This is a genomic window from Methanoculleus nereidis (assembly GCF_032944295.1).
Lineage (GTDB): Archaea > Halobacteriota > Methanomicrobia > Methanomicrobiales > Methanoculleaceae > Methanoculleus > Methanoculleus nereidis.
Genome location: NZ_JABFFQ010000001.1, coordinates 548,332 through 574,281, shown reverse-complemented (window position 1 = coordinate 574,281; position 25,950 = coordinate 548,332). Strand labels below are relative to the sequence as shown.

General features: G+C 61.8%; 19 protein-coding genes and 1 tRNA gene. 13 read left to right on the top strand and 7 right to left on the bottom strand.

What is annotated here, in order from left to right:
* Entirely contained in the window at nt 1-1,314 is a 1,314-nt protein-coding gene (locus HL657_RS03075; RefSeq protein WP_317295363.1) for a formylmethanofuran dehydrogenase subunit B, read from the bottom strand.
* Nucleotides 1,315-1,723: 409 nt separating this feature from the next.
* Between HL657_RS03075 and HL657_RS03070 the strand changes: the two genes are divergently transcribed.
* Complete coding sequence (locus HL657_RS03070; RefSeq protein WP_394804639.1) at nt 1,724-2,422, top strand: V4R domain-containing protein; 699 nt, start codon at nt 1,724-1,726, stop codon at nt 2,420-2,422.
* Between the two features lie 50 nt (nt 2,423-2,472).
* On the opposite strand, the gene HL657_RS03065 is transcribed toward HL657_RS03070, so the two are convergent.
* Nucleotides 2,473-2,543, bottom strand: a tRNA-Gly gene (locus tag HL657_RS03065).
* A gap of 45 nt (nt 2,544-2,588) precedes the next feature.
* Entirely contained in the window at nt 2,589-4,781 is a 2,193-nt protein-coding gene (locus HL657_RS03060) for a PAS domain S-box protein (RefSeq protein ID WP_317295361.1), read from the bottom strand.
* A 272-nt stretch (nt 4,782-5,053) separates the two neighbouring features.
* Here HL657_RS03060 and HL657_RS03055 point away from each other — a divergent pair, with 272 nt between their 5' ends.
* The 10 genes from HL657_RS03055 to HL657_RS03010 all read left to right on the top strand — a co-directional run bounded on the left by HL657_RS03055 (nt 5,054) and on the right by HL657_RS03010 (nt 13,856).
* Nucleotides 5,054-5,512, top strand: a complete 459-nt coding sequence (locus HL657_RS03055; protein WP_317295360.1) for a 30S ribosomal protein S15 — start codon at nt 5,054-5,056, stop codon at nt 5,510-5,512.
* 6 nt (nt 5,513-5,518) lie between these two features.
* The gene (locus tag HL657_RS03050; RefSeq protein WP_317295359.1) at nt 5,519-6,736 is read left to right on the top strand and encodes a DHH family phosphoesterase; all 1,218 of its coding nucleotides are present in this window, start codon (nt 5,519-5,521) and stop codon (nt 6,734-6,736) included.
* Nucleotides 6,733-7,020: a KEOPS complex subunit Pcc1 gene (locus HL657_RS03045; protein ID WP_317295358.1), complete on the top strand. Its 288-nt coding sequence runs from the start codon at nt 6,733-6,735 to the stop codon at nt 7,018-7,020. Before HL657_RS03050 ends, HL657_RS03045 begins: the two co-directional genes overlap by 4 nt.
* A 17-nt stretch (nt 7,021-7,037) precedes the next feature.
* On the top strand, nt 7,038-7,631 hold the full coding sequence (locus HL657_RS03040; RefSeq protein ID WP_317295357.1) for a 30S ribosomal protein S3ae: 594 nt from the start codon (nt 7,038-7,040) through the stop codon (nt 7,629-7,631).
* Between the two features lie 131 nt (nt 7,632-7,762).
* On the top strand, nt 7,763-8,230 hold the full coding sequence (locus HL657_RS03035; protein ID WP_317295356.1) for a hypothetical protein: 468 nt from the start codon (nt 7,763-7,765) through the stop codon (nt 8,228-8,230).
* Nucleotides 8,231-8,257: 27 nt separating this feature from the next.
* Nucleotides 8,258-9,493 carry a 2,3-bisphosphoglycerate-independent phosphoglycerate mutase gene (locus tag HL657_RS03030; protein ID WP_317295355.1) on the top strand — a complete coding sequence of 412 codons (1,236 nt, stop codon included), beginning with the start codon at nt 8,258-8,260 and terminating at the stop codon, nt 9,491-9,493.
* A gap of 16 nt (nt 9,494-9,509) precedes the next feature.
* The gene (locus tag HL657_RS03025) at nt 9,510-10,358 is read left to right on the top strand and encodes a polymer-forming cytoskeletal protein (RefSeq protein ID WP_317295354.1); all 849 of its coding nucleotides are present in this window, start codon (nt 9,510-9,512) and stop codon (nt 10,356-10,358) included.
* On the top strand, nt 10,355-11,191 hold the full coding sequence (locus HL657_RS03020; RefSeq protein ID WP_317295353.1) for a class I SAM-dependent methyltransferase: 837 nt from the start codon (nt 10,355-10,357) through the stop codon (nt 11,189-11,191). The genes HL657_RS03025 and HL657_RS03020 overlap by 4 nt, the downstream gene beginning before the upstream one ends.
* Nucleotides 11,192-11,307: 116 nt before the next feature.
* A complete protein-coding gene (locus tag HL657_RS03015) occupies nt 11,308-12,501 on the top strand; it encodes an MFS transporter (protein WP_317295352.1) in 1,194 nt (397 codons plus the stop codon).
* Between the two features lie 290 nt (nt 12,502-12,791).
* Complete coding sequence (locus HL657_RS03010) at nt 12,792-13,856, top strand: PAS domain S-box protein (RefSeq protein WP_317295351.1); 1,065 nt, start codon at nt 12,792-12,794, stop codon at nt 13,854-13,856.
* 454 nt (nt 13,857-14,310) lie between these two features.
* Here the strand turns inward: HL657_RS03010 and HL657_RS03005 are convergent, their stop codons facing one another.
* Genes HL657_RS03005 through HL657_RS02995 form a run of 3 tightly spaced genes read right to left on the bottom strand, consistent with a single transcriptional unit; the run spans nt 14,311 to nt 17,622 of the window.
* On the bottom strand, nt 14,311-16,320 hold the full coding sequence (locus tag HL657_RS03005; protein ID WP_317295350.1) for a DEAD/DEAH box helicase: 2,010 nt from the start codon (nt 16,318-16,320) through the stop codon (nt 14,311-14,313).
* Nucleotides 16,317-17,126: a DUF7839 domain-containing protein gene (locus HL657_RS03000; RefSeq protein ID WP_317295349.1), complete on the bottom strand. Its 810-nt coding sequence runs from the start codon at nt 17,124-17,126 to the stop codon at nt 16,317-16,319. Before HL657_RS03000 ends, HL657_RS03005 begins: the two co-directional genes overlap by 4 nt.
* Nucleotides 17,110-17,622, bottom strand: a complete 513-nt coding sequence (locus HL657_RS02995) for an ArsR family transcriptional regulator (protein WP_317295348.1) — start codon at nt 17,620-17,622, stop codon at nt 17,110-17,112. The genes HL657_RS03000 and HL657_RS02995 overlap by 17 nt, the downstream gene beginning before the upstream one ends.
* A gap of 57 nt (nt 17,623-17,679) precedes the next feature.
* Between HL657_RS02995 and hypF the strand changes: the two genes are divergently transcribed.
* Complete coding sequence (hypF, locus tag HL657_RS02990; protein ID WP_317295347.1) at nt 17,680-19,890, top strand: carbamoyltransferase HypF; 2,211 nt, start codon at nt 17,680-17,682, stop codon at nt 19,888-19,890.
* Between the two features lie 451 nt (nt 19,891-20,341).
* Nucleotides 20,342-25,258: a PKD domain-containing protein gene (locus HL657_RS02985; RefSeq protein WP_317295346.1), complete on the top strand. Its 4,917-nt coding sequence runs from the start codon at nt 20,342-20,344 to the stop codon at nt 25,256-25,258.
* Between the two features lie 372 nt (nt 25,259-25,630).
* Here HL657_RS02985 and rpl12p read toward each other — a convergent pair whose 3' ends face one another.
* Complete coding sequence (rpl12p, locus tag HL657_RS02980) at nt 25,631-25,945, bottom strand: 50S ribosomal protein P1 (RefSeq protein ID WP_317295345.1); 315 nt, start codon at nt 25,943-25,945, stop codon at nt 25,631-25,633.
* Nucleotides 25,946-25,950: the final 5 nt, after the last annotated feature.

Sequence of the window (25,950 nt, the reverse complement as noted above, 5' to 3'; positions counted from 1 at the left end):
TTACACCCCCTGGATCTCCTTGACCCGCGCAAGAACGCGTTTCAGGAACTCTTCATCGGTCATCATGCCCTCCGGGGGCTCGATGACTTTTCTCGTCTCAATCGGCACGTTGTCCATCCGGTATGCGCATCCGCCCACCTCGACGCCGACGAAGGCGACCGGGACGTGGACCTTGCAGACCTCAGTGGTCGGGGTCTCGTGCGGGTCGATCGCGACCGACGGACGGTCGTAGATCTTCTTGACCGAGCTGAACGGGAAGTGCGCGCCGGGGTCACTGCCGAGGACGAAGACGGCGTCCACCTCGTCCCTGCGGAGCAGGTCGTTGGAGGTCGTCTCGCCGGGGTTGTAGCGGGCGTATCCGCGGGAGAGGTCCACCGCGAAGGGGAACCCGAACTGCCAGCCCCAGACCTGGCCGGAGCCGGTGACGTTGTAGTGCCCGCGCATCGGCATGATGGCTGCTTTCGTGTACTCGTTTAAGTCCCGGGTGACCGCGATTGCCTCGTCGATGTTGTGGTTCTTCCCGAGCGACTGGGTCACGCCCATGCCGAAGAAGATGATCGCGAACCGGCCGCTCTTGAGCATCTCGGCGGCCTCGTAGATCTGCTCCTTTGGAATGCCGGCGACGACGTCAGGGAGCTGCTTGCCCTTGAACGCCACGCGGAGCGCATTGAGGAGTTCATAGTCGCGCCCCTGCTCGACCTGCAGGTGGACGTCCGCCATGCGGGCGGTGTCGGTGGGCCGCGGGTCGATGACGATCACCTTGCGGCCGGTGTGGCCCTTGCCGGTGAAGAATCCACGAGGGAAGATCGAGTAGCGGGACATGTGCCGCGGGTGGGCGTGCGCCGGGTTGCATCCCCAGAAGAGGATCCGGTCGGCACGGTTCTTGACCTCACCGAGTGTGCAGCTCGGGATCCCGATATCCTGGACCGCGATAAGGGAGGTGCCGTGGCAGACGGTCGCCGTGTTGTCCATGACCGCGCCGACCAGTTCGCCAATCTCTGACCCAATGGACTGCGCCTCGCAGTTCGTGGAGCTCCAGCCGTACATCAGGGGCTTCTTTGCGTCGGTGAGCATCCTGGCAGTATACTCGGCCGCCTCCTCGTAGGAGATCTCCTTCCATGACCCGTCCTCCTGCCTCATGCGGGGGCGGGTGATACGGTCTTTTGCCTGGGAGTGGAGAAACTTCTCGGCGCCGATAGCGCACGCGTTGTAGACCTCATGGATCTTCTTTCCATCATCGCTGACGACGACCTCGAGGTCGTCGCAGAGCGTCCCGCAGAACGGGCAGATTACGTCGGTTACCGTCTTCGTCATATGCGTTCACCCTGTATCCCTTGGGTACCAGTTCAGGTGAGTCGGGGAATGGGTCCGTTCCGGGCGACCCCACCCAACATGTGTGCCTTTAAACGTTGGGATCCGCATCAAGGATCCGGCGTGAGCGGTCCTCTCACCACGGACGAGGCCAGTCTTGCAGGTTGTTCCGGGGAGTGTGCAGCCAGCTGCCCCGGTCCGGTGGACGGCGAGGGCAAGTTCTGGAGCAGGCACCCGAACGTTCGTTGTCCGACGAACGTACTAGTATATCCGAACATTTGATATATCTTCCTTTCGATCAGTACCTATGGTACAGGGGATGACCGGCAGGGGGAGGTCCGGTCGGCCGAGACCGAGCCGTGACATAGATCTCTATTCGACACCAGGAGGGACACGGGCGGTCGGGAACCCGGTGCGGCGTAGTATCCTCGCGGCCCTCCGGGAGCGCGAGCATACGTTCGAGGAGCTCGTCGTCCTTGCGGGTCGGGCCAAGTCAACGGTCTCGGTACACCTCCAGGATCTCACGGCGGCGGGCGTGATAGGGTCGCAGCCCGATCCGGAGGACTCCCGGAGAAAGGTTTTTTTCCTAACCGGCGACCTCGTCGCGAGCGTCTCGCCGGACGACCGGGTGGTCGATGCGCTCGCCGCCTATGCAGGGGCATACCAGGCGGGGTCGCGCGACCCGAACGCGTTCTACCGGCTCGCGTTTCGGGCGATCAGGGTGGCGCTCATGCAGGAAGGAGTCCTCCTCGACCCGCTTCTCTCCCGGGCCGGAGAGTGGATCGGCGAAGAACTCTACCCGGCAGTGGCCCACCCGGAGACCAGAGCCTTCTGCACGAATATCGCCCGGTTCTGGGAGGAGCACCACCTGGGAAGAATCGAGGTCGCAGGGACGGAACCGCTCGTCCTCCTCGTCTACGACTGCTTCGAGTGCGTCGATCTCCCGGTCACGGGCCGGCCCGCGTGCGCCTTCGACTCAGGCATCCTCCGGGCGCTCTTCTCACGCCACTACGGCCGGCCGACGGCGGCGGTCGAGACCCGGTGCTACTCGATGGGGTTCGATCACTGCCGGTTCGAGATCGCCGTGGAAGGCGGCGGAAGAGAGGAGTGACGGCACAGGGATGCTGGAAGGGAAATAACAAACAACAAGAAAAAATGTCATGCGATAGCCGGGGATCGAACCCGGACTAGAGGCTTGGGAAGCCCCTGTCCTACCATTAGACTACTATCGCACCGGTACCAGTACACGTTAACCCGGGAACAAATAAATCTTGGGCTCACTCCGTCGCCGGACGGTAACGCGGCAGGGTGAGCGTGAAGGCCGCCCCCTCCTCCGGGTGGCCGGGGACCCGGTCGCCCACCCGGACACTTCCCCCATAGCGTTCCACAAGCATCCGAACGATGTAGAGGCCGAGACCCTTCCCGCTCTTCTTCGTCGTCCCGCGAACGCTGCGCTTAAACAGGCGCGGTTTGAGGTCGTCGGGGACCCCGGGGCCGGTATCGGCAACCGTCACCGTGACCGTATTTTCCTCTTCCTGAACGCTGACAGTGATCACGGCCTCCTGGCCGCCGAATTTAACGGCGTTGCCGATCAGGTTCGCAAAGACCACGCTGATGAGGTCGTCGGCGAGGAGCGTTGCGTCCGCTCCGTTGCAGACGATGTGGGATCCTGCGTGGTAACTGCAGATGTTCCGGAACACGGGTCCGAGCGGCACCGGCCGAAGTTCGGCATCTCCTGATTTGAGCTTGCGGAGTGCCAGGACATTCTGAATAACCTCGTTGCTCTGGTAGATAGCCGCAAGTGACTTCCCGACGAATGTCCCGTCCGATCCGTCGCCGGACTCACTGAGCATCTGCAGGTAGCCCATCGCTATGGTGTTCGCGTTGTTGATGTCGTGGGTGAGGATATCCACGTAGAGGTTGACCTCCGAGAGCGCCTCCTCAAGATCCTCCTGGAGCATCCCCTTCACGATCGCGTTGCCGAGTTCCTCACCGACACTGCGAAGGATCACGCGCTCGCTCCGCGTGATCGTCTCCTTGACCTTGCTCCCGACCTCGATCCATCCCGTCGGACCGTCATCACCGGGGATGGGCATCATGGCAAGGACACGTACCCTTGAGCCGGGATACCTCGTTACGAAGTCCTCAACGCAGTGCAGCGTTCCGGCCCGGACAAGTTCCTGATAGAGGGGGTGCTCCCGGTGCACCTTCTCCGGCAGAACCCGGCTCTCTCCCTCCTGGGCACGGAGAACCGCCACATCATCCCCGGGATGAACCAGGTAGACCGCCCCGCAGTCGAACCCGAGCAGGGTGAGAACCTTTGCGAGCGAGAGCCGGCAAAGGTCTTCCAACCCGTGGGACGCAGCCGCGGCAGCGACGATCTCGTTGACAACCGAGAGACGCCGGTTCTCTTCCCGAATTGCCTCTTCCGCCCGGCGCCGTTCGGTGATGTCCCTGAACGAGACGACCAGCAGCCCCGAAGAGGACCCGTTCTGTTCAAAGCGAGTGATCGTGATCTCCGCAGGCCATTCGGTGCCGTCGAGCCTGCAGAGCGTGCACTCTCCCGGAAGAGGAGCCTCTCCGCGCAGCGCCTTTTCCCGGTAGGCCCGAACGATATCCCGGTCGCTCTCGGCAACCAGATCACAGGGGTTTCTTCCGACCAGATCCTCCCTTCCAGCCGCGCCGAAGAGCTGGACCGCAGCTGTGTTCGCCTCCGCAATCTCCCTGCCCGGATCAGTGAGGATGATCCCGACATCGGTGGTGTCGAGGATGACCCGGAGCATCTCCTCCGAACGACGGAGCCGGCTCTCCATCCGCTTCAGTTCCGCCGTTCCGGTAACCACCGCACAGCCCTCCTGCTGGCCGGGGAGAAGGGTTGCCGAGAGGAGCACCGGGCGGGGCGCCCCGTCCCTGGCGGCGAGGCTACAGTCCAGACTCTCGATCGGGCCTTCTTCAAGAACGTTGGAAAAATAGGAATATTCCGGCCAGATCGAGGAGATCTCCAGGGACCGCGCCTCTTCCTCGGAATACCCGAGCAGCGTAGAACAGCCCCGGTTCATCTCCGCGATCTCCCCGGTCCCGGGCGAGAAGAGAAAGATTCCTGCTCCAGACGTCTCGAATATCCCCCGGTACCGGCTCTCCCGCGCTTTCAGACGGCTGGAGAGGTTCGATACAACGACGGCGACAATGAAGAACATCGCGATGCGGAGCAGGGCGTTTGCAATCTCCAGATCATTGCCCGGGGAGAAGAACAATACCTCTGCAAAGTAGCCGGCGGCAAGCGCACCGGTGAATGCAAGACACCGCTCCGGATACCCGTAGCCCGCAAGGACAATCGGGATATAGAAAAGATGGGAGAAGACGATGAATATTCCGGTGGAGAGGCAGTATGTCGTGGCACCAAACGCGACCAGGGTCGAAACCGCAATGCTAAAGGTGATAAGGGATTCCCTCGTGAAGGTACCGGGCATAAGAGAGAGCGAGAGTCCGCCGTTCACTCAATAAATGTCACTCTAAACGATAATAAACACCCACTAATCGCTTTTGCCGCTGGTAACCACGCATGCATCCGATACCCTTAAGATTCCTCCCGGAGAATATGATGCAGCACAATATGTGCTGGCTATGGTAAGTCCGACGTGCTCCCGGAAGCACTGCCCGTAAGGGCTCGGGATTACAGAGATTAGTCAGTAAAAGGACTCTTTTCTGGACTTAACATAGTATATCTAACGGAGGTGCATGAATGGCAAGAATGTATGCTCGGCGCCGCGGAACCAGTAGTTCTGTCCGACCTTACCGGAAGGAAGCGCCCGAGTGGTCCAATACGGACGCAGCTGAGATCGAGAAGATCATCGTCGAGCTCCGCAAAGACGGCATGTCGGCAAGCCAGATCGGCCTTGTACTGCGTGACAGGTACGCCGTCCCCGACGTCAAGCTCGCCACAGGTAAGCGCGTGAACGAAATCCTCCGCGAGAAGGACCTTGAATCGGAGATCCCCGAGGATCTCCGGAACCTGATGCAGAAAGCGCTCGGGATAAGGAAACACCTTGCGGAGAACAACAAAGACGTTCACAATAAACGGCAGCTGCAGATCGCCGAGTCCAAGGTGCGCAGACTGGTCAAGTACTACGTCAGGTCCGGACGGATGCCAAAAGGCTGGACCTACAAACCGGAGACCGCGGAGATCCTGCTCACCCGCTGATGATCCATGTCGCTTGACGCCGCTGCTGCAAGCCTGGCCGACCACCTGCTCGAGCAGGAGTTCGTGGAGGTGCTGGCGCACCACGATGCGGACGGTATAGCCGCCGCATCCATCCTCTGCCACGCCATGTTCCGCAAGGGCGGACGGTTCCGGCTGAGGATCCGCCCGGGCATCACCACGGCCGACCTTCCCGGCGACGGCAGCGTGCTTCTCTGCGACTTCGGATCGGCACTCACGGACCTCCCCGACGACGTGATGGTGGTGGACCACCACCTGCCCCATTTCGAGGGCGACCACCACGTCAACCCGCATCTCGCCGGGATCGACGGCGACCGGAACCTCTCGGCAGCCGGTGCGGCCTACCTCGTCGCCCAGCGCATGGGAGACAACCGGGATCTCGCGGGGCTCGCGCTCCTCGGGATCATCGGGGACAGCCAGGCCTTCGAGGGGCCAAACCGGGAGATCACGAGCGAGGCAATTGCGAACGGGTTTATCGCGCCCCGCCGCGGCCTCCGCCTCCCGGGAAGAGGCCTCGTCGAGCAGCTCGCGCTCGCCGTCAATCCCTACCTCCCCGGGTTCTCGGGTGAGCCCGACGCCGCCCGGGCACTGGTCGCAGAGGTCACCGACGAGGACGATATGGACGTCGAGTCCCTCCTCTCCCGGATCGTCCTCGCGGCCGCCCCGGACGCATCGGTCTCCACACTCTGCGGGATCTGGGGCACCACCTACAGCCTCGGCCGGGAGGTGGTCGACGAGGCCCAGAGTCTCGCCGCCGTCGTCGACGCCTGCGGCAAGGCAGGCAACGGCGACATCGGCGCATCGCTCTGTCTCCGTTCAAGCCACGCGCTCCAGGAAGCCTGGGAGATCACCGCCCGCTACCGGCAGGCGGTCATCGCCGGCATCCGTGGGGCGCGCCGCCTCGACGAGCGCGTCGCCCTCTTTGCGGTGGGCGATGGGTCGGTCGCAAGCGACGTCGCAGACGCGCTCGCAAACGACTTCGTCCAGAACAGTCCGGTCTTTGTCATCGGAGAGGTTGGAGACCGTTACGCCGTATCGGCACGCTGCCCGCCGGGCATCGACCTCGACCTCGAGGCGCTGATGCGAAGGCTCGCGGAGGCGTGCGGCGGCCAGGGCGGGGGACATCGCCGGAGGGCCGGCGCCCGGATCCGCGCCGACCAGTTGGACCGGTTCAGACAGGAGCTCCTGGAGGCGGTTTTTGCATGATCCGGATCAAGGGCGTCATCGAGACGCCGCACAGGTTTCCCGAATGCGTGGCCGCGGCACTCGAGCCCGACAACCTCACCCTGATCAGAACAACCGCGATCGAGGGCGCGGTGCGGGCCGAGATCTGTGGGACCAGGCTCCGGTCGATCACCGCCTCGGTGGACGACTACCTTATGAACCTGGCGATCGCAGAAGACGTATGCACCGCCGCCTCACGGCGGCAGAGCGGATCGGAGAGTTCCAGAGTCGAATCAGCATCAAATAGGCTGAATAATCGATACTAACAGAAAGAAGTGATACTATGGCAAGAAAGAAACAGGTTGGAAGAAGGCTGGAAGGCTGGAAGGCCAAGAAGTGGTATCGTGTTTACGTACCTGACGCCTTCGGCAAAGCCGAGATCGGTGACGCCATCTCGGCCGACCCCGAGAACATGGTCGGCCGCATCATGACCGCGACGCTCGGCGAGGTTGTGCAGGACTACTCAAAGTCCCACATCAAGATGAGGTTCAAGATCAACAACGTGGCCGGCGATGCCGCGTATACCGAGTTTGTCGGGCACGAAGTGACCCGGGACTATCTCCGGTCGATGGTCAAGCGGCGGGCATCCCGTATCGACACCATCCACCCGGTCGTCAGCAAGGACAAGAAACTCCTCCGGGTGACGGTCGTCTGCCTCACCCTCTCGCGGGCAGACCAGAGCCAGGTCCACGCTGTACGGCAGGCAATCTCGCAGGCTCTCTCTGCCCGGGCGGTGGAGAGCGACTTCGAAACCCTGGTCAAGGATATCGTCTCCGGCGACATGGCCCGGGACATCTTCAAGGTCGTGAAGACGATCTACCCAATCCGCCGGGTCGAGATCACCAAATCCAAACTAGAGCAGGTCGCGGCCGTATAAGGTCGGCTGCTCACCCTACTTTTTATAGTCATCGTATCTTCGCCGTTCCCTCGATCCCGGTGACGGGGGCGACAAGGATATATGCCCTGTGACCGGACATACCTCCGTCGGAGCATGGCAAAGAGGTGAAGATGGTGACGACCCGGGAGCAGTATGCGGCTATACGGCGGGCAGACCTGGCCCTGCTCGAACGACGGCCCTTCGACGAACAGCAGACGATAGCGAGGGAGATCATCAGGGGGATGCTCACCCAGTTCCACCGGGAGTGGACCGACCTCCAGACCAGGGAGAGCGACGCAGCCAGGGTTCATGCCACAAACTCACTGCTTGACCGGTATTCGCACCAGCTCTACGACGTCGTATGCGATATGGAGGCGGTCCTCGGCGAAGACCTGGTCGTGGAGATCCGGTGTCTCACGGCAGATATGATCAAGACCACGAACGTCCTCATCATGCTCGGCTGCGGAGAGGAATGCCGCGCCGAAAGCGACGCTCTCGCGAAGGAGGCGCTCCGCCAGGTCGAACGGTGCCTGACACTTGTCCAGGCGAAAGGAGGGGGCCTGGCAACCCGGGTATTCATCGTCCACCGGGAAGAGTAATCAGGTTCTGGATCGCATCTGTTCTCGATGATTGCTGACAGGATTCTCTTCCTGGTACTGGACGGGATCTCCGACCGCCCCTGCGAAGCACTGGACGGACTGACGCCGCTCGCCGCCGCACGGACCCCTGTTCTCGACAGGATCGCTGCTGAAGGCGTATGCGGGATCATGGACTCCATCGCGCCCGGCATCCGGCCGGGGTCCGACACCTCCCACCTCGCCCTTCTCGGCTACCCACCGCAGGAGTACTACACCGGCCGCGGCCCGCTCGAGGCCGAAGGAACCGGGATCCACATGACCGCCGGAATGATCGGGTTTCGGTGCAACTTTGCCACCGTGGACGCGGACGGCCTTGTCACCGACCGCCGGGCCGGCCGGATCTCCGGGACGGAATCCCTATCTGAAGCGATCCGCGACACCGTGGATCTTTCACCCCTCGGTCTCGGGTTCAGATTCGAGTCAGGCGCCGGCCACCGGGCGGCCCTCGCCCTCACCGGAGAAGGGCTCGGCGATAAGGTCTCCTCGAACGACCCGAAGAAAGACGGGGTAAGACCGCTCACCGTCCTGCCCTGCACCGACGAACCGGCTGACCAGAAGACCGCCGAAGCCTGCAATGAGTTCATCCGCCAGTCGCAGGAGATCCTCTTCGACCACCCGATGAATGTCCGGCGGATGGAAGAAGGGCTCCCGCCGGGAAATCTCCTCCTGATCCGGGGCGCCGGGAATATGGGCTCGTTTCCGCAGTTCTCCGAGCGCTACGGGCTCTCGGGGAGCGTCATCTCCGCGGCCACCCTCATCTCCGGGATCGGGAAAGTGGTGGGGCTCGAGCATGTCCCGGTGCCGGGGACGACGGGGTCGGTCGACTCCGATCTCGACGCCAAGGTAAAGGCGGCCATTGGAGAACTCGACCGAAAAGACTTCGTCCTGATGAACATCAAGGGCGCAGACGAGGCCGGCCACGACGGGAAGGGCATCCTGAAACGGGACTTCATCGAGACTATCGACACGGCGCTCGAACCGCTGCTCGCGCTCTCCGATACCCTGATCGTCGTCTGCGCAGACCACAGCACCCCCTGCTCGGTCAAGGATCACAGCGCAGATCCGGTCCCGGTCGTCTTCAGGGGCCCGGGGGTCCGTACCGACCGAACTGCCCGGTTTGACGAGGTCTCGTGTGCAGAGGGCGGCCTCCATCGTATCCGCGGTCACGATCTCATGCCAATCGCCCTGGATCTAATTAATAAGAGTCATAAGTATGGCGCATGAAGATTATACCGGGTAAATGGAACAGACAGGAGACCACGACTGGATAAAGGCCTGCATCCTCCCCGACCACACTGAACTCCAGGAGAGGACCCTCAAGACCGGGCAGGACATCGTCATCGGCGAGAAGTGTCGGATCGATTACGGCCTATACGGAAACGATGTCGTGGTCTGTGAATTCAGCAAAATAAACGGCGACATCGTTGCGGGCGGCGACGCCAGAATCGACAACTGGTGCGAGGTCAACGGGGACGTCGTCGTGGAGGAGGACGCCTACCTCGGCGAGGGAGTCAAGATCCAGGGGAAGCTGGTCGTCAAAGGTGATCTCGATATCGGGGACAACGTCCAGATCGAACGGGGATTCGAGGCGAAGGGCTGGATCTCTATAAGGAACCCGATGCCGGTCATCATCTATATCGTAATGTACCTGGTAGCCGTCCTCGGGATCGAGAAGGAGGAGGAACTGAGTTCCGTCCTCGAGAAACTCTTCGGCGACGACGAGACACCCGACGAAACACCGCTGATGATCCCGGCCGGCGCCGTCGTCAACATGCAGACTTTCTCGGTCCCGGAGAGGATGTCCGTCGGGACCGGGTGCCGGCTGCACGGGAACATCCGCGCCGGTTCGATCGGGATCCGGGAGGAGACAACGATCTTCGGGAGCCTGCATGCGCGGGAGAGCGCAAGCATCGGCCGGGGCTCGGTCATCCACGGGGACGTCCAGAGCAGCGGCGACGTAGTCGTCGAGCAGGAGGTGCATATCCTCGGGAGCGTCTCCTGCCAGTGCCTCACCCTGCACGAGGATGCCCGCGTGGACGGGATCATCCGGGCACCCGGGGGCCTGAAAATCGAGAGGCGAGCAGCATGAAGATTGCAGATATCCTTGAGGTCGACGGATGCCAGCTGGTTGAACCGTCGTTTGCGGAACTGACAGTAGACTCCTATACGGCCATGCTGCTCCGGGCTACGCCGGACCAGGCCCGTCTCCTGGTCGACGAAGAGGAGGAGCCGATCGCGCTCGCGCTCCATGACGGCGAGGAATGGTACGCCGTCTCGTTCCTTTTCCGCGATCCGACGCTCTCCGCCATCGAGTGTTTTGAGGCCGTCGGAGGTGATATTTACCAGGAGAGGCGGGATGCATGGCTCTCAGCGGTCCGCGAGTACTATAGCGCGGAACTCCTGGCAACCACCCTTCCCGCTCTCGAAGACCTGCGCCCTGATCGGACGGCAAATATCCGCGACCTCCTCGACGAAGTCTGGGGCGACCGTGCAGGAACCCTCTGCCTCGACTGCTGCTGCGGGTCCGGGGTCGGCACCGCAGCTCTCCGGGCCGGCGGGGTGCGGGCGCTCGCCTACGATAACGATCCGACGCTCCTTGCACTCGGCCTCTCGAAGGGGCGCCTCGTCCCGGACGACACCATGTGCATCGACGCGCGGAAGGCTTCACACTACGTCGCGCCGGTGCCCCTCGGTGCCGCGTTCATGGCCGGAGAGATCTACTCCTACAACGCGGGTCTCTGGAAGTCGATCCTCACCGGGCTTCTCGCCCTCACCGATGAGACGCTGATCACCATCGGTACAGAGGAGGAAGCAGCCCGGGTGGAAGGGTGGTGCACAGAAGAGGGGCGGGTTGCTGAGATTTTCGAGAACCGGCGTGACCTGCTCTACGACCGGTGGTGTTGCGTTGCACGGCGGGCGTGATCCCGGCCGGCGACCCAACGTATAAGGTGCAGTATCGCCAATCTCTGTTTTCGCAATTACGAATACCGACCGCAGATCGCGCCCTGCGGCTTTGACTCAAATCCGGTGTAACCTGCATGAATACCGCAAAGCGCATATACAACGTCTTATTCATCTCTGTCTTCGCCACCATGCTCGGGCTCGGTGTCGTCAGCCCGCTGCTTCCCATATACGCGGAAAATCTCGGAGCAACCGGCATCTGGCTCGGCATCATCTTCTCAGCCTTCGCGCTCTCCCGGTCGATCTTCATGCCCATCATCGGGAGGATATCGGACCGGCGGGGAAGGAAGTGGATCATCCTCATCGGCATGTTCATCTACGCAGTCATGTCGCTCTCCTACATCATCGCCGACAGCGTCTACTCCCTCACGGTCGTCCGCTTCGTCCACGGGATCGCTTCGGCCATGGTCGTCCCGATAGCCATGGCCTACATCGCGGATTTCGCGGAGAAGGGAAAGGAAGGGAGCAGAATGGGGAACTTCTCCATCTCGATGTTCCTCGGCCTGGGGACGGGGCCGCTGCTCGGCGGGTTCCTGAACGATGCATTCGGAATGGACTCGGTCTTCTATGCCATGGCTGCCTTTTCGGCTCTTGCCACGCTTCTCGTTGCTGTCTCTCTCCCGGAAGCAAAACGGAGTAAGTTCACGGTCCCGGACGCGGAACCTACCCCGATGCGGGAGATCTTCGAGCTGCCGACGATGCGGGGGGTAATGGTCTTCAGTTTCATCAGCGCCCTCGGGCGTGGAGGCATGATGGTCTTCATCCCGATCTTTGCGCCGCTGATTGCGATCAGCGCCTCAGAGGTGGGTATCGTCCTCTCCGTGAACACCTTCCTGATGGCGCTCCTCCAGGTGCCGATGGGGAGGCTCACCGACACCGGGAACAAGGTCGCCCTGATCGTCGCGGGCTCGACCATAACAGCGATAGCGCTCGCCATCATTCCCACCTCCGGGTCGTTCTGGCCCCTGCTCGCGGCCACTTCCCTGATCGGCGTCGGTGGTGCCGTCCAGCAGCCGGCCATTATGGCCCTGACGGTCGATGCGGGCCGGACGATCGGGATGGGGACCTCGATGGGCGCCTACAACACGGTTTTTGGTATCGGCATGATCATCGCACCACTGCTCGGGGGTGTCTTCATGGACTTTGTCGGTATCGACGCCGTTTTCTACGTTGCCGGGGGGATAAGCCTTCTCGGGACCGCTGTATTCGCGTTGATGATGCAGAAAAACGCCCGGAAAAGCGCCGGCAGGGACATTTCCGGATCCGAGTAGCCAGTTTTCCGTCTCCCGGCGGTGCCGCGCCAAAGACCAGCAAACATCTTCTGATGCCGGGAGCGCCTCTTCTTATGACTGGAAATCGATATTCCGACTGTACACAGTCCTCCCATATGAGAAAATATTATATAGTTGATTCACTATTATGGGATACGATGGCGTATGGGTAAAAAAGCGCCGGAATCGTCACGATAGAAACCTGCGAACCAGACCAGATGATGCCCCGGACACACCCTGCAGGCTATGGGCAGATATCTGCCCGGCATGAGCGACACAGTACAACCAGCATGGTTCCCTGCAAGAATGCACCACTGCTCCCGATTGCCCGGCCTACGCTTTGTGCCCGCAGTCCTGCCCTCTTCCTCATCCTCACCCTTCCTTCCGGCCTTCCCGGGGAGATCTGGACCTCCCCGGGCGTCCTGATCCTCGAACTCCTCTCTGTCGGCATCGCCTTCGGGCTACTCGGCGTCTGGCTCAAGGAGCGGGAAGTGGCTTCCCGCATCGCCGGCATGGACGCAAGCTTCGAGAGCATCAAGACGGCGAACAGTGTCCCGCCTCGGCCCCCTGCAGTCGGGGGCGACCCGGTCTCGCGGTTTGTCGACGAGATCAACCTGATACTCGACGAACTGGAACGCTCCCGGCGGGATCTCCAGGAGAGCAGGGATCGTTATCGTCTCCTCTTTGAGAGCGGGAACGATTTTCTGCTGGTATGTGCCGTCGGGAGGGAAGGGACGCCCTACCGGATACTGGATGCGAACGCGCTCGCCTGCCGGTGCCTCGGATATACCCGGGATGAGCTCTTCGCCCTCGCTCCCGGATCAGTCATCCTCGTCCGGAGCGACTTCAAGAGAAACGACCACCGTCTCCACAGCGCCGACCTGATTCCCCGGGAGGGCGAACGGATCCCCGTCGAGGCGAGCATCCATCGCATCACCCTCGGGGGCACGCCGGCCATCCTCATCATCGCCCGGGACGTGACGGAGAGACGGCAGGCCGAGAAGGAGCTGATGGACTACCGCTACCGTCTTGAGGAACTGGTGACACAGCGGACAGAAGAACTCCGGGCGGCAAATGAGAGCCTCAGGCGCGAGATGAGAGAGCGGGAGAGGATAGAACGAGAGAGAATGGAGGCGTACCGCCAGATCGAGCGGAACATCGAGCAGTTCGCGGTCCTGACCGACCACATACGAAACCCTCTCCAGGTTGTTCAGGGGATGGCCGACCTCATCGACGATGAACGGGCGGAGAAGATTCAGGAGCAGGTCAGGCAGATCAAGGTGATCCTCAGACAGCTCGATGAAGGGTGGGTCGAGTCGGAGAAGGTGCGGGAGTACCTGGAGCGCTATCGGTGAAGGGGTTTGGACAACAACCGTGGGGTATGAGGGGCCAGTGAACCTACAGTGATGGTTGAGAATACTGCAGTGCTATTGACCACCGACAGAACTGTTGAGACAAGAGAGTCCCAATACAGTGGACCGTGGTGGCTATCGCCACGTGGGGGTGGGGCTGACGGGGAGGGGGGAGCATCCCCCCTCCCCTGTCTCCGACGCCCATCGCAGGTGCTTTAGTTCTTCTAATTGAGGACCCGTCCTCTTCGCCCCCACCCCGCCCGGCCTCCGGCCTCCTCATTCGCACCTCGGGGCGGGGGCAGTGCGTGGCGATAGCCAGTGGAAATCCGTGCACGGGATTTGCAACGTTTCGAAACGTAAAACCAGGGGACAAGGAATCTTGAAGAACACAAATAAATGTGGCTTTTTGGAGGGGGGGTTCCAGGCGAGTTCCCCGGAAACCCTGAAGAAAAAATCCCTACGGCGTCTTCTCCTCGACGCACTCGAGTTCCGCGACGATCTCAGCCGCATCGTCCATGCGGCAGACGAGATCCTTGATCTCGATCAGGCGCTCGGCGCCGATGAAGTGCTCGGCCATCACCCGGGCCATATCAGTGAGGTCGATGCGCCCCGCCCGCCGCCGGACCAGCCCGTAGTCGAGGAGCGTTGGCAGGGCGGGTTCCAGCGTCCCGACCATCGTGCGGTTCATCCTGATAATCTGCTGCTCGTCGCCGTTCGAGACCACGGCGTTCGCGACGAACTCCTCCGTGCTCTGCTCCATGTCGTACTCGGGGGCGACCTCCTCCATCTCGCCCCGCAGGAGGCCGACGGCGACCTCCTCCTCGGTCATCCCGGATGTCCGCGAGTACGAACCCCCGGGTTCGGCCATGATGACCACCCGGCCGAGGTCGTGGAAGTCCGGACGACCAGCCCGGCCCATCATCTGGTGGAACTCCTGGACGGTGAGCCACTGAATGCCCATCGCCAGGGCGTCGAAGATCACCTGGGATGCCGGGAAATCGACGCCTGCGGCGAGCGCCGCCGTGGTCACGACGGCCGAGATCTCTCCGTTCGCGAACCGCCGCTCAACGTCCCGGCGTTCCTGGGCGGACAGCCCCGCGTGGTAGGGGCCGGCCTTCTTGCCGAGGGCATCGGCGATGACATGGCACCGGGCGCGGGAGTTCGTGAAGACAATCGTCTGGCCCCGGTAACCCTTCGACGAACGCACCTTGTACTCCTCAGCGACCATCTGCTTGATGAACCCGATCTTCTTGCTCCGCTCCACAAAGATGAGGTGGCGCTCGAGCGGGACCGGCCGGTCCGCATAGCGGACAAGGTTCGCCCGAAGTTTCTCCGCAAGCAGCCCGGGAAGGCCGATCGTAGCCGAGAGGTAGAGGAACTGCGCCTCGGGAGCGACATGCTTGAGCCGGGCGATCAGCCCGTCGAGACGGTGGCCTCGTTCCGGGTCCTCAAGCATCTGGACCTCGTCGATGACGACAGTCCCGATGTCCTTCAAGGACCGCCCGGTCCGCAGAGCGTGGTCGATCCCCTCGTAGGTCCCCACCACGACGGGCGCGTTGACGTCCCGGTCTCCCGCTGACCGGGTCTCGGGGAGGTTGAGGCGGCTCACCCCGGTCTGCAGGGTGACCCGGACAAGGTGACCGTAGCGATCGCGGAACCGCTGGTATTTCTGATTCGCGAGGGCGACCAGCGGAACCAGGAAGAGCATCCTCCCCCGGCCCTCGAGGAAATTCTTCATCCCGGCCATCTCCCCGATGAAGGTCTTGCCGCTCGCGGTGGCCGAGACGACCAGGAGGTGCTGCCCCTCGAGGAGCCCGTCCTGGACAGCGAGCTGCTGGACGGGCATCAGGTATTCGACCCCGGCGGCCTTCGCGAACGCAGGAGGCAGCGGCAGATCGGTGATATGGGTGGTTTTCTGAACTTCGTGCGCCTCGAGCCGGTCAAAGAGCGTCCGCTTCCGGTCGGGGTGGTCGGGCCCCACCGATGCCAGCACCCGGTCGAGGTCCCGGACCTGGGCAAGAAGTTTTTCCAGGTGGACGAGCACCGAGCCGCCGAACTTCCCCAGGTAGCCGAGTTCCCGCCGCATTTCGCGCTTTGCGCACTCCATGCAGATCCACTCCCCGCCATACCGGACGCCGGTCGCCCTGTCAACGGGTACGAACCGGTCCTCGAGCTGGCAGAACCGGCAGATGTTGATACGTGACGACGGGATCTGGAGGTCGGCAAGAAACGACTCAAACTCCGGGCTCTTCGCCGCAAGAAGTACTGAAGAGCGGCGCAACAGGGCAATCAGGTCCCGGGTCGGGGTGGGCTTAAGTTGTTTGCCCCGGCGGCGCATCTTGAAGTTCTTGGGCCGCCGGCCCTTCGGAGTCCCTGCCAGGTCGACGAATCCCGAGCCTTCGACACGGCCGCCTTCGACAAACAGCAGTTTGTACGTGCCCTTCTGAGGCTGGACGATAACCTTCATGGTGAAATCAGGTCGTGGATCGTGTAGGTGAGCCCCACCGTCTCCAGACGCTTGAGGAAATCGGTAAACTCCTCATCGACAATAAGAATTGCGCACTCCCGGCCGTGGAACGCCGCCTCGACAACGCCTTCCCGGGAGCCGAAAAACATATCCGGCTCGATATCCGCCTTTCTGAGGGCCACGTAGGACTCAAGCCCGACGGCGCCCACCATCTCCGCGTCCCGGACGGCCTCCCGGAGGAGTTCCGTCGAGACCTGCCGGGACCCGCCCCGCTCCACCCGCGGCACCTTGCAGACGTGAATGAGCCCCTCCTCGTGCTGGATGATGCCGTTCAACTGGGCGACGCCGAGATCCTCTCCGGGCACCGCGTCCATGGTCGCGAGGCCGGTGGCGCTCTGCTCTTCTTTCGTCGCATAGAGCCACCCGTTCTGCATGAAGACGCCGACCGTATCCCCCTTCCCGATCACATCCTGGGCGATGGCCGTCCAGACTGCAACCTGCTGGATGATGTCCCGGTTAATATGACGGGCGTAAGACTCGAGCGCCTCGGCGTGCCGCAGAACCCACTCGATCCCGTTCTTCGTCACCTCGTACCGGCCGCGACCGTGAGCGGTGACCAGCCCCTCATCCACCAGCTCCCGGATGTACTCGGAGACCGCCTGGGGCGTCACGCCGAGTTTCCCGGCGATCTCCTGCTGGCGGACAGCTGGCTGGTGTTCGGCGATCTCTACGAGAATCTGGAACCGGGTGGCCTCCCTCTTGCTGCGCAGGATGACGTAAAGGGGATCGTCAGTGAAGTCGGTCAAGCAACACCATTCCCTGCCCTTTCACGTCGAGACCGGGGATCCGTTTCGCCAGTCCCTTGATGAAGATCGGACTGACACCGTATTTGCGGGATATATCGCCGATAGAGGTTGTCCCGGTCACAATCTCCTGCTGGACCGAATCCACGATGGTGCGGAGACCCTCGTCGTTCGAGATGGCGATATGCAGCAGGTCCCCGATATCGCCCATGGAACACTGAAAATTAGCCCTGAATTTGCTGTATGTCGCCCGGTATTCCTTCGTAGGCTTCTCTCCGGGCCTGGGCATCCGCCACTGCTCTTCGATCAGGTTTCCCTTCTTGAGGATAGAGAGGCACTCGGTCACTGTCAAGGACCCGGCATACGCCTCGAGATCCTCCTCGGTCAGCCAGGCCTTGTTGAGGAGTTCGTAGATCCTTTTATAGTCAGCATTATTGAACGTTATAAGAAGAGGAACCAGTTCTACTGGATCGTTAAGAATTTTAATATGTCCCGTCACTGCGATACCCTATTGTTATATGGTGGTATAACTCCATAAATTTTTGCTGAAATCTCAATGCGTACACGTGGCATAATTATCATCCGGGGCATCGTCCAGGGGGTCGGATTTCGTCCCTTTGTCTATGCAAAGGCGCGGGAATTCGGAATAACCGGGACCGTCAAAAACCTCGGGAGCGAAGTGGAGATCCATGCATTCGGGGACCACTTCGAGAATTTTTTGAAGGCTGTTTCGGAAGGTACGCCGCTATCTCAAATAGATTCCGTAGATGTCCAGAATCTGCGCGGCAACCCACCCGATACGTTTAGCATTCTCGAGAGCGGTTCAGGGAGCCTCTCGGGATTCATTCCGACCGACGTCGCCACCTGTGACGACTGTATCGCGGACATTTTTACGCCGGGCGGGCGGTACGAGGGTTACTGGGCGACATCCTGCGTCAACTGCGGTCCGCGATACAGCATCATCACCGCCATCCCCTACGACCGGGAGCGGACGTCGATGATGGAGTTCCCGATGTGCTCCACCTGCGATAGCGAGTATACCGACCCGTCGTGCCGGCGCCACCACGCCCAGACGATCGCGTGTGCAGACTGCGGACCGCACCTCACTCTGCTCCGGGCCGACGGGGCGCCAGTGACGGGGGACCCCATCCGGGAAGCGGCGGCCCTTCTGGATGCCGGTTCGATCGTCGCCATCCGGGGGATAGGAGGGTTTCATATCGCCTGTACCGAGGAGGCGGCCCCTGAGCTGAAACGCCGTCTCGGCCGGACGGAGCAGCCGCTCGCGGTGATGGCAACCCCGGAGGAGGTGGAGCGGATCGCGATTGTGTCAGACGAAGAGCGGGAGATCCTCCTTTCCCGGGAACGTCCGATTGTGGTGCTTGCAAAGCAGGACCCTGCATCCCACCCTGCGATCTCGACCCTCCACACCATCGGGTGCATGCTCCCCTACACCGGGCTGCACCACCTCCTCTTCGCGCACCTCGCCCATCGGCTCATCGTGATGACGAGCGCGAACCTGCCGGGCTACCCGATGATCACGGATCTATCGGTTGCCCTCGGCCGGCTCTCGGAGCAGGTCGACTACATCCTCACCCATGACCGCCGGATCGTCAACCGGTGCGATGACTCTGTTCTCCGGGACGGCTACATCATCAGACTCTCGCGTGGCCTCGCCCCGAAACGGGCGGCGATCGATCTCGGGGATGCGTGCATCCTCGGGGTCGGCCCGGAACTGAACGCGAATGTCTCCGTTTACCGTAACGGCTTCTGCATCACCTCGCCCCACGTCGGAAACGTCAGGAACCCCCAGACCCTCGCCTATCTGCAGGAGACGGCGGAGAAGATCGGGGGGCTCGTTGGGGCACAATACGACCGGATCGTCCACGATCTCCACCCGCAGTTCCTCTCGACCCGCTACGCGAGGGAGGTTGCCGAAGCGGCCGGAGCGGAACTTCTCGCCGTCCAGCACCACCGGGCGCACATCGCGGCCACGACCCGGGAGGAGTGCGTCGGGATCGCGATCGACGGCGTGGGCTACGGCGACGACGGGACAATCTGGGGAGGCGAGGTGTTTGCGGGAGAGGTCCCCCACCTCGACCGGGTGGCCCACCTCGAGGTCGTCCCGATGCCGGGTGGTGACCTCGCCACCCGGTTCCCGGAGCGGATGCTTTACGGCATCCTGCCGACGTCGGGGATTCGGGATCTGCTCGCATCGCGGGGATGGAGTGAGATGGAACTCTCAGTCCTCGCCCGGCAGGTGGAGCGGGGCCTGAACGTCGCCGCGACCTCGAGCACCGGCCGAGTGCTGGATGCCGCCTCGGCTCTCCTCGGGATCTGCCGGGAGCGGACCTACGATGGGGAGCCGGCGATGAAACTCGAGTCGGCGGCATACGGCAGGAGGGCGTCGGCCTGGGACCTCGACTTCCTGCGTGGTGATGACGGCTGCGAGGTCCTCTCGACCCGCTCGCTCCTTGTGGAGGCCTACCGGCGGTTAGCCGCCGGGGAACGGATGAATGATATCGCCGCGTCGTTCCAGTATAACCTGGCGAGAGGCGTCGCTGCGATGGCTGTTGCCGCGGCGGAGGAGCGGGGGATCCCCCGGGTGGCGCTCTCTGGCGGGGTGGTGTATAATAGGGCGATCCGGGAGACGATCATCGGGGAGGTCCGGGCTGCGGGGCTTGAACTGCTTATCAACCGGGAGTATCCGCTCGGGGACGGGTGCATCAGTTTTGGACAGGTGGTGTACGGGGGGAGCGTGGAGGAGTAGGGCGCTCCGCCGGGTGACTGCCCGGGTAAAGCCTCTTTTCATTTTTCGAGTAGTGCCGGGAAGCGGTGCGTTCCCGATCAGGCCACGTTTCCGCAGGCAGCGCGCGCGGGCGGGAGCGGGGGAGAGAAGCCCGCCCGCTGTCCGGTGGGGCTCCCCAGCAACTCCCTTCGAGCGAAAAGCCCTTTATTGAGAGCAGTTTTGATAAAACGGGTTTATCACTGAAGTTATAACAGAGAAAAGTTTTTCTCTACTTAAAGATTAGTATCGTGCATAGCCAGATCGCCGATCCGGCATCACGAGGGAATGACTTCCCCGATCGAGAGGCGTTCATCGACCGTCGCGGCCATCCCGGCATCCGGGCACCCCGAGACCCCTGCTTCGCTTCCCCTTCTCGACTCCCGGGCAGGCAGGAGCTCGCCGGCAGGATCGGTGTCGCGGGTGCGTGGTCGTGATGAAGCGGATACTCTCTCTCGTGGTTCTTATTGTACTGGCAGCGTTGCTGCCGGCGGCAGCGGCGGTGGATACAGAAACGGGTGGTGCGCCCCCGGATTTTCTTGAGGTTGATGATGGAGCAAACTATCGACTTCTCAGTTTGGGTTTCATCCCGAATGTCGGCCAGTGCGACCCCGGGGTGGAGTATGTCCTGCAGCACCAGGGAACGACGGTCTTCTTTACGAGAAACGGACTTGTGCTGGTCCATACCCCGGGAAGCCCGGACAATGCCCCGGTAGACGTTATACGGCAGTCGTTTGCCGGTGCATCCCCGGACACGCAGCTGACGGCAAGCGGTCAGCGTCAGGGGGTCGTGAACTATTACGTCGGGAACGACTCGTCGGAGTGGCTGAGCGGCATCCCGGTGTACTCCCGGGTTATATACGAAGGCCTGTATCCCGGGATCGATCTCGTGTATGCCGAGGAGAACGGCAGGCTGAAACGTGAGTTCCGCATCTCGCCCGGCGCGGACCCCTCGCAGATTGAACTGCTCTACGAGGGAGAGAGCATGCCTCACGTGGATGGGGACGGCGTGCTGCGGTTCGCGTCGCCGGCAGGGGAGCTGCTTGAGAGCCCTCTCGTCTGCTGGCAGGTGATCGGCGGGAAGAGAGTCGACCGGGCCGCGGAGTACATCGCCGATGACGGATCGGTTCGTATCGCGGTGGCGGAGTACGACGCCGGGCATGAGTTGATCATCGACCCCGAACTGGTCTACTCGAGTTATCTGGGCGGAGAGTATTGGGATATGGGGTATGCCCTTGCGGGTGACGGCGAAGGAGGGGTATGGGTTACGGGATATACGGCCTCTCCCGATTTCCCGGTCCTGGACGACTCCAATGGGAAATGGAGTCAGATTGCTTTCGTCTCCCACTTCTCGTCGACCGGCGCTCTCCTCTCATCGACCTGCCTCGGTGGAACGATCACCGAGTACGGACATGTCCTTGCGGGTGACGGCGTCGGTGGGGTCTGGGTCATGGGACAGACGGTCTCAACCGATTTCCCGGTCCTGAACCCATCCCAGAGCGACTATGGAGGTGGTGGAGATACCTTCATCTCCCACTTCTCGTCGGACGGTACTCTCCTCTCATCGACCTACCTGGGCGGAGGGGAAACTGAAATCGACAATGCCCTTGTGGGTGACGGCGAAGGAGGGGTCTGGGTCACGGGACTGACGACCTCAACCGACCTCCCGGTAACGGAGGATGCATACCAGAGCACCTATGGAGGAGGTTCTGGCGATGCCTTCGTAGCCCGCTTCTCGTTTGACGGCGATCTCCTCTTATCGACCTACCTGGGCGGGGAGAATTATGACTATGGATCGGCCCTTGCGGGTGACGGCACCGGCGGAGTCTGGGTCATGGGGGGCAACCAGTATGGCGGCTTCCCGGTCACGGGTGGTGCATTCGAGAGAGGCAACAGAGGGGGGTGGGATGTCTTCGTCTCCCACTTCGCATCGAACGGCACTCTCCTCTCATCGACCTGCCTGGGCGGAATGAATCAAGATGACGGATCCGCCCTCGCGGGTGATGGCGATGGAGGTGTCTGGGTCACTGGAGAGACACAGTCAGTGCATGTGCCGGATAACCCCAACAGTGGCTTCCCGGTCCTGAACGCATACCAGTGGGACAATGAGGGGAGTTATGATGCTTTCGTCTCTCACTTCTCGTCGAACGGCACTCTCCTCTACTCGACATACCTGGGTGGAGACGAACGTGATTCCGGATATGCCCTTGCGATTGACGGCGCCGGAGGGGTATGGGTCACAGGAGATACACGCTCTGATAATTTCCCGACCCTGAACGCACACCAGAGTATCTACGGGGGAGGGTCATCTTATGGCGATCGCTTCGTCTCCCACTTCTCGCCGGAGGGCGCTCTCCTCTCATCGACCTACCTGGGCGGAGAGGGGGATGATTGTGATGGAGGCGCAGGGAGAGAAGATGATCATCGATATACCCTTGCGGGTGACGGCGATGGAGGGGTATGGGTCACGGGGTGTACAAAATCTACCGCCTTCCCGATCACGGATGATGCGTTCCAGAGCACCTACGGAGGAGGAGATTATTACGATGCCTTCGTCTCCCACTTCTCGTCGGAGGGCGCTCTCCTCTTATCGACCTACCTGGGTGGAGAGGATACTGATTATGGAAAAGCGCTTGCGGGTGACGACGCCGGCGGAGTATGGGTCGCGGGGTATACGGGATCTAATGACTTCCCTGTCCTGCGGGCATACCAGAGCACCTATAGTGGAGGGAGTAGCGATGCCTTCGTCGCGAAGTTCGGCATCGTCGAACTACCAACCGCAGACTTTGCCGCGAACGTCACCTCTGGCCCCGTCCCGCTGGTCGTCCAGTTCACGGACCTCTCCACCGGCGACCCGACTTCCTGGCTCTGGTCCTTCGGCGACGGTGCCACCTCCACTGACCAGAACCCGATCCACATCTACACCGCAGCGGGCACCTACACGGTAAGCCTGACGGTGAGCAACAGCGCCGGCAGCGATGAGATATCTATAACCGATTACATCACCGTCGAACACGGAACGATCAGCATCACAGCACCCGGGTACGGAAACGCCACAATCGGTGACGAGATCACACTATGGGGAATGAACAACGATAGTGCGACGACCTACCTCTTCCTGACAGGGCCGGGGCTGAACGCAACCGGAGTAAACCTCACAGACCTTTCAATGCCCGTGGTCAACGATAACCCGTCGACATTTACCATCAGGTATGTCGAGATCGACGATTCGTGGGAGTACCTATGGAACACTCAATATGTGCGTGGCGGACTTCTCGAAGAGGAGACGTACACCATCTACGCTGTCTCCTCCCCCCGGGACGGAGCCCATCTCTCCGATGCCGTGTACGCCACGACCACCATCCGGTTCCAGGCCCCCACCATCACCGCCACGGCCTCCAGCGCCACCGTTGCCCCGGGAGACGAGTGCCGGATCACCGGAATCGCAGGGGGAGCGCCGCCCAACGTGCAGATCTGGATCTTCGGCCCGGACTATTACGGAGATTATAATGGGGCGCTGGGAGTATGGATCGCCAGCGTTGAGGCCGATGGCACCTTCGATTACGTCTTATACGGGACAGACATGCTTCAGGAGGGGCAGTACTATGTGGTCGTCCAGCACCCGGTTGATGATAACTTCGGGGTCATGGCCGACCCCGCTACCGGAGTGATCTACGGAGAAGGCATCGCCAACGTGACACTCACCGACCTGCAGGCCTCCGACGCCGTAACTGCGCTCATCAACGCCCTCGACTCGCCGGGTGTCGATGATATCTACGCCACGCTGAACTTCGAAGTCATTGACTCGGCCCCACAGGCAAACTTCACCGCGAACGTCACTGCCGGCACCATGCCACTCACCGTGCAGTTCACCGACACCTCGACCGGAGACCCGACGGCGTGGTCGTGGTCCTTTGGGGACGGCAACACCTCGACCGATCAGGACCCGGTCCACACCTATACCTCTCCCGGCAACTACTCCGTTGCACTCACAGTATCGGACGGCAACGCGATCGACACGATGACAAAAGAGCACTATATCCTGGTGCAGCAGCCGCTCCCCCGCGCCGAACTCATCTTCAACGTCAACTACAACCGGGGCACGGCGAACGACACCATCGCAAGCGGCACATCCCCCTGCCGGCTGGCGTACCTCACAGGGGTGTACAATCCCTCGGACAACCGGGAGAGCATCCTCGGCAACCTCTCATTCGTCCTCGACGCACCGGAGATTATCAGTACCGAGCCCGCTGCGGAGATCGACGGGACCCGGGTGACCTGGACCTTCCCCCCGACAACCGAGATTAGCCCTGGTATGACGCTCTCGACCGCGGCAACGACCTCGGCGTTTGCACCCAGGACTTCCGGCGTGACGCTGGAGCGGTCCTGCAACCGGACAACGTTCACCGAAGCGGGTGTGCAGCAGGTCACCCTGCAGATGACCTTCGATACCGTTGACAACCTCGACAACCTCTGGGGCAGGATCGAATGCACCGGGACCGACGACGTCCGGCCTGCAATCGCCCCGGGCTCGATCTCGACCGACCTCCCCCTCCGCAGTCTCGGTGAGGGGTATGCAGGTGTCCAGTTTACGATCAACCGATCTGCAATTGAAACCGGCCGGCAGTATACCCTCTCCTGTGCCGTGGAAGTCGACCCCCTCCGGCCGGTGACGTATACCCCGGCCTGCGCGGTCTGGGAGGTCAAGAACTCGGCGTCGGCAGTTGCGCCCGAGGGAACCACAGTGACCCTTCCTGCGAATCTCCTCCCGAAGAACGTCAACAATGTCGTGTTCTCCTCGGCCACCCCCTGTGCGTGGTCATGCACCCTAAACGACCATGTCATTACCAGCCTCCGTCAGCGGGCAGTCCCGGTATCGATGCCGTCAAACGCATCCTTCACCGCCGATACAACCGCCGGGGTGGCCCCGCTCACCGTCCGGTTCACCGACACCTCATCGAATAATCCAACCTCCTGGCTCTGGACCTTCGGTGACGGCGCGACCTCCACCGACCAGAACCCGATCCACACCTACACCCTCCCCGGCAACTACACGGTCACACTCTCCATAAACGGCGGCAAAGAGACCTGCACGAAACCCGGTTACATCAAGGTCACTCCAGTCCTCTTCGGGGACGCAAACGAGGACGGGACGGTCAACCAGGCCGACACCCTCGTCGTCCTCCAGGAGATCGTGGGCCTGGGCTTCCTGGAGAAGCCCGACCCCGAGACCGACCCCGACCGGTTCAGGAAGACCGATGTCCACGCAAACGGCGTGATCGAGGTCAGCGACGCCCTCTTCATCGCCCAGCACAACGTCGGCCTCCGGGACGTCTGGTTCGAGATACTCTGACGGCTCGGAAGGCTCACCCCTTTTTCCAGATACATCACTCTTCATAGTCCCGGTACTCCGCTAACCAGAGTCCCCGGCAGGGAACCTTGCGGCCGCAACGAAGACGCAAAGAGGAGTTGGCAGCACCCGGACACCGGAGTTCGAGCACCAGAGGTGTGAAATGCGATGTCTCGTAAGAACAGAGCCCGAAGGCCGGCAGATGTGAAGGAAGTCAGTTATTTGGCCTCCGGGGACTTCTTCGAAAAACGTTAGCGAAGTACTGAGTCCAGGAGCTCCGAGACGCCGATCAAAAGAACTCCCTCGCAAGAGAGAAACCATCGTGACGGGGTCCGTGAAACACCGGCAAACCGCCGGCGAAAGAAAAAAAAAGGTTTAGCCGAAGAGGGCACCGAGACCGGCCATGCCGCTCTCTTCTTCCTCTTCCTTCTTGGACTCTTCCTCGGGCTCTTCCTCGGCTGCCGGTGCGGCGGCTGCAGGGGCAGCGGCTGCGGGGGCAGCGGCGACGGGCGCGACGGCGGCCTTGCTGATGGCCTCCTCGATGTTCACGTCCTCGAGTGCGGCGACGAGCGCCTTCACGCGGGCGTCCTGGGCCTCGACACCGGCCGCGTTCAGGACAGCAGTCACATTCTCTTCAGTTACATCCTTGCCTGCGTTGTGCAGGAGCAGTGCAGCGTAGATATACTCCATAGTTC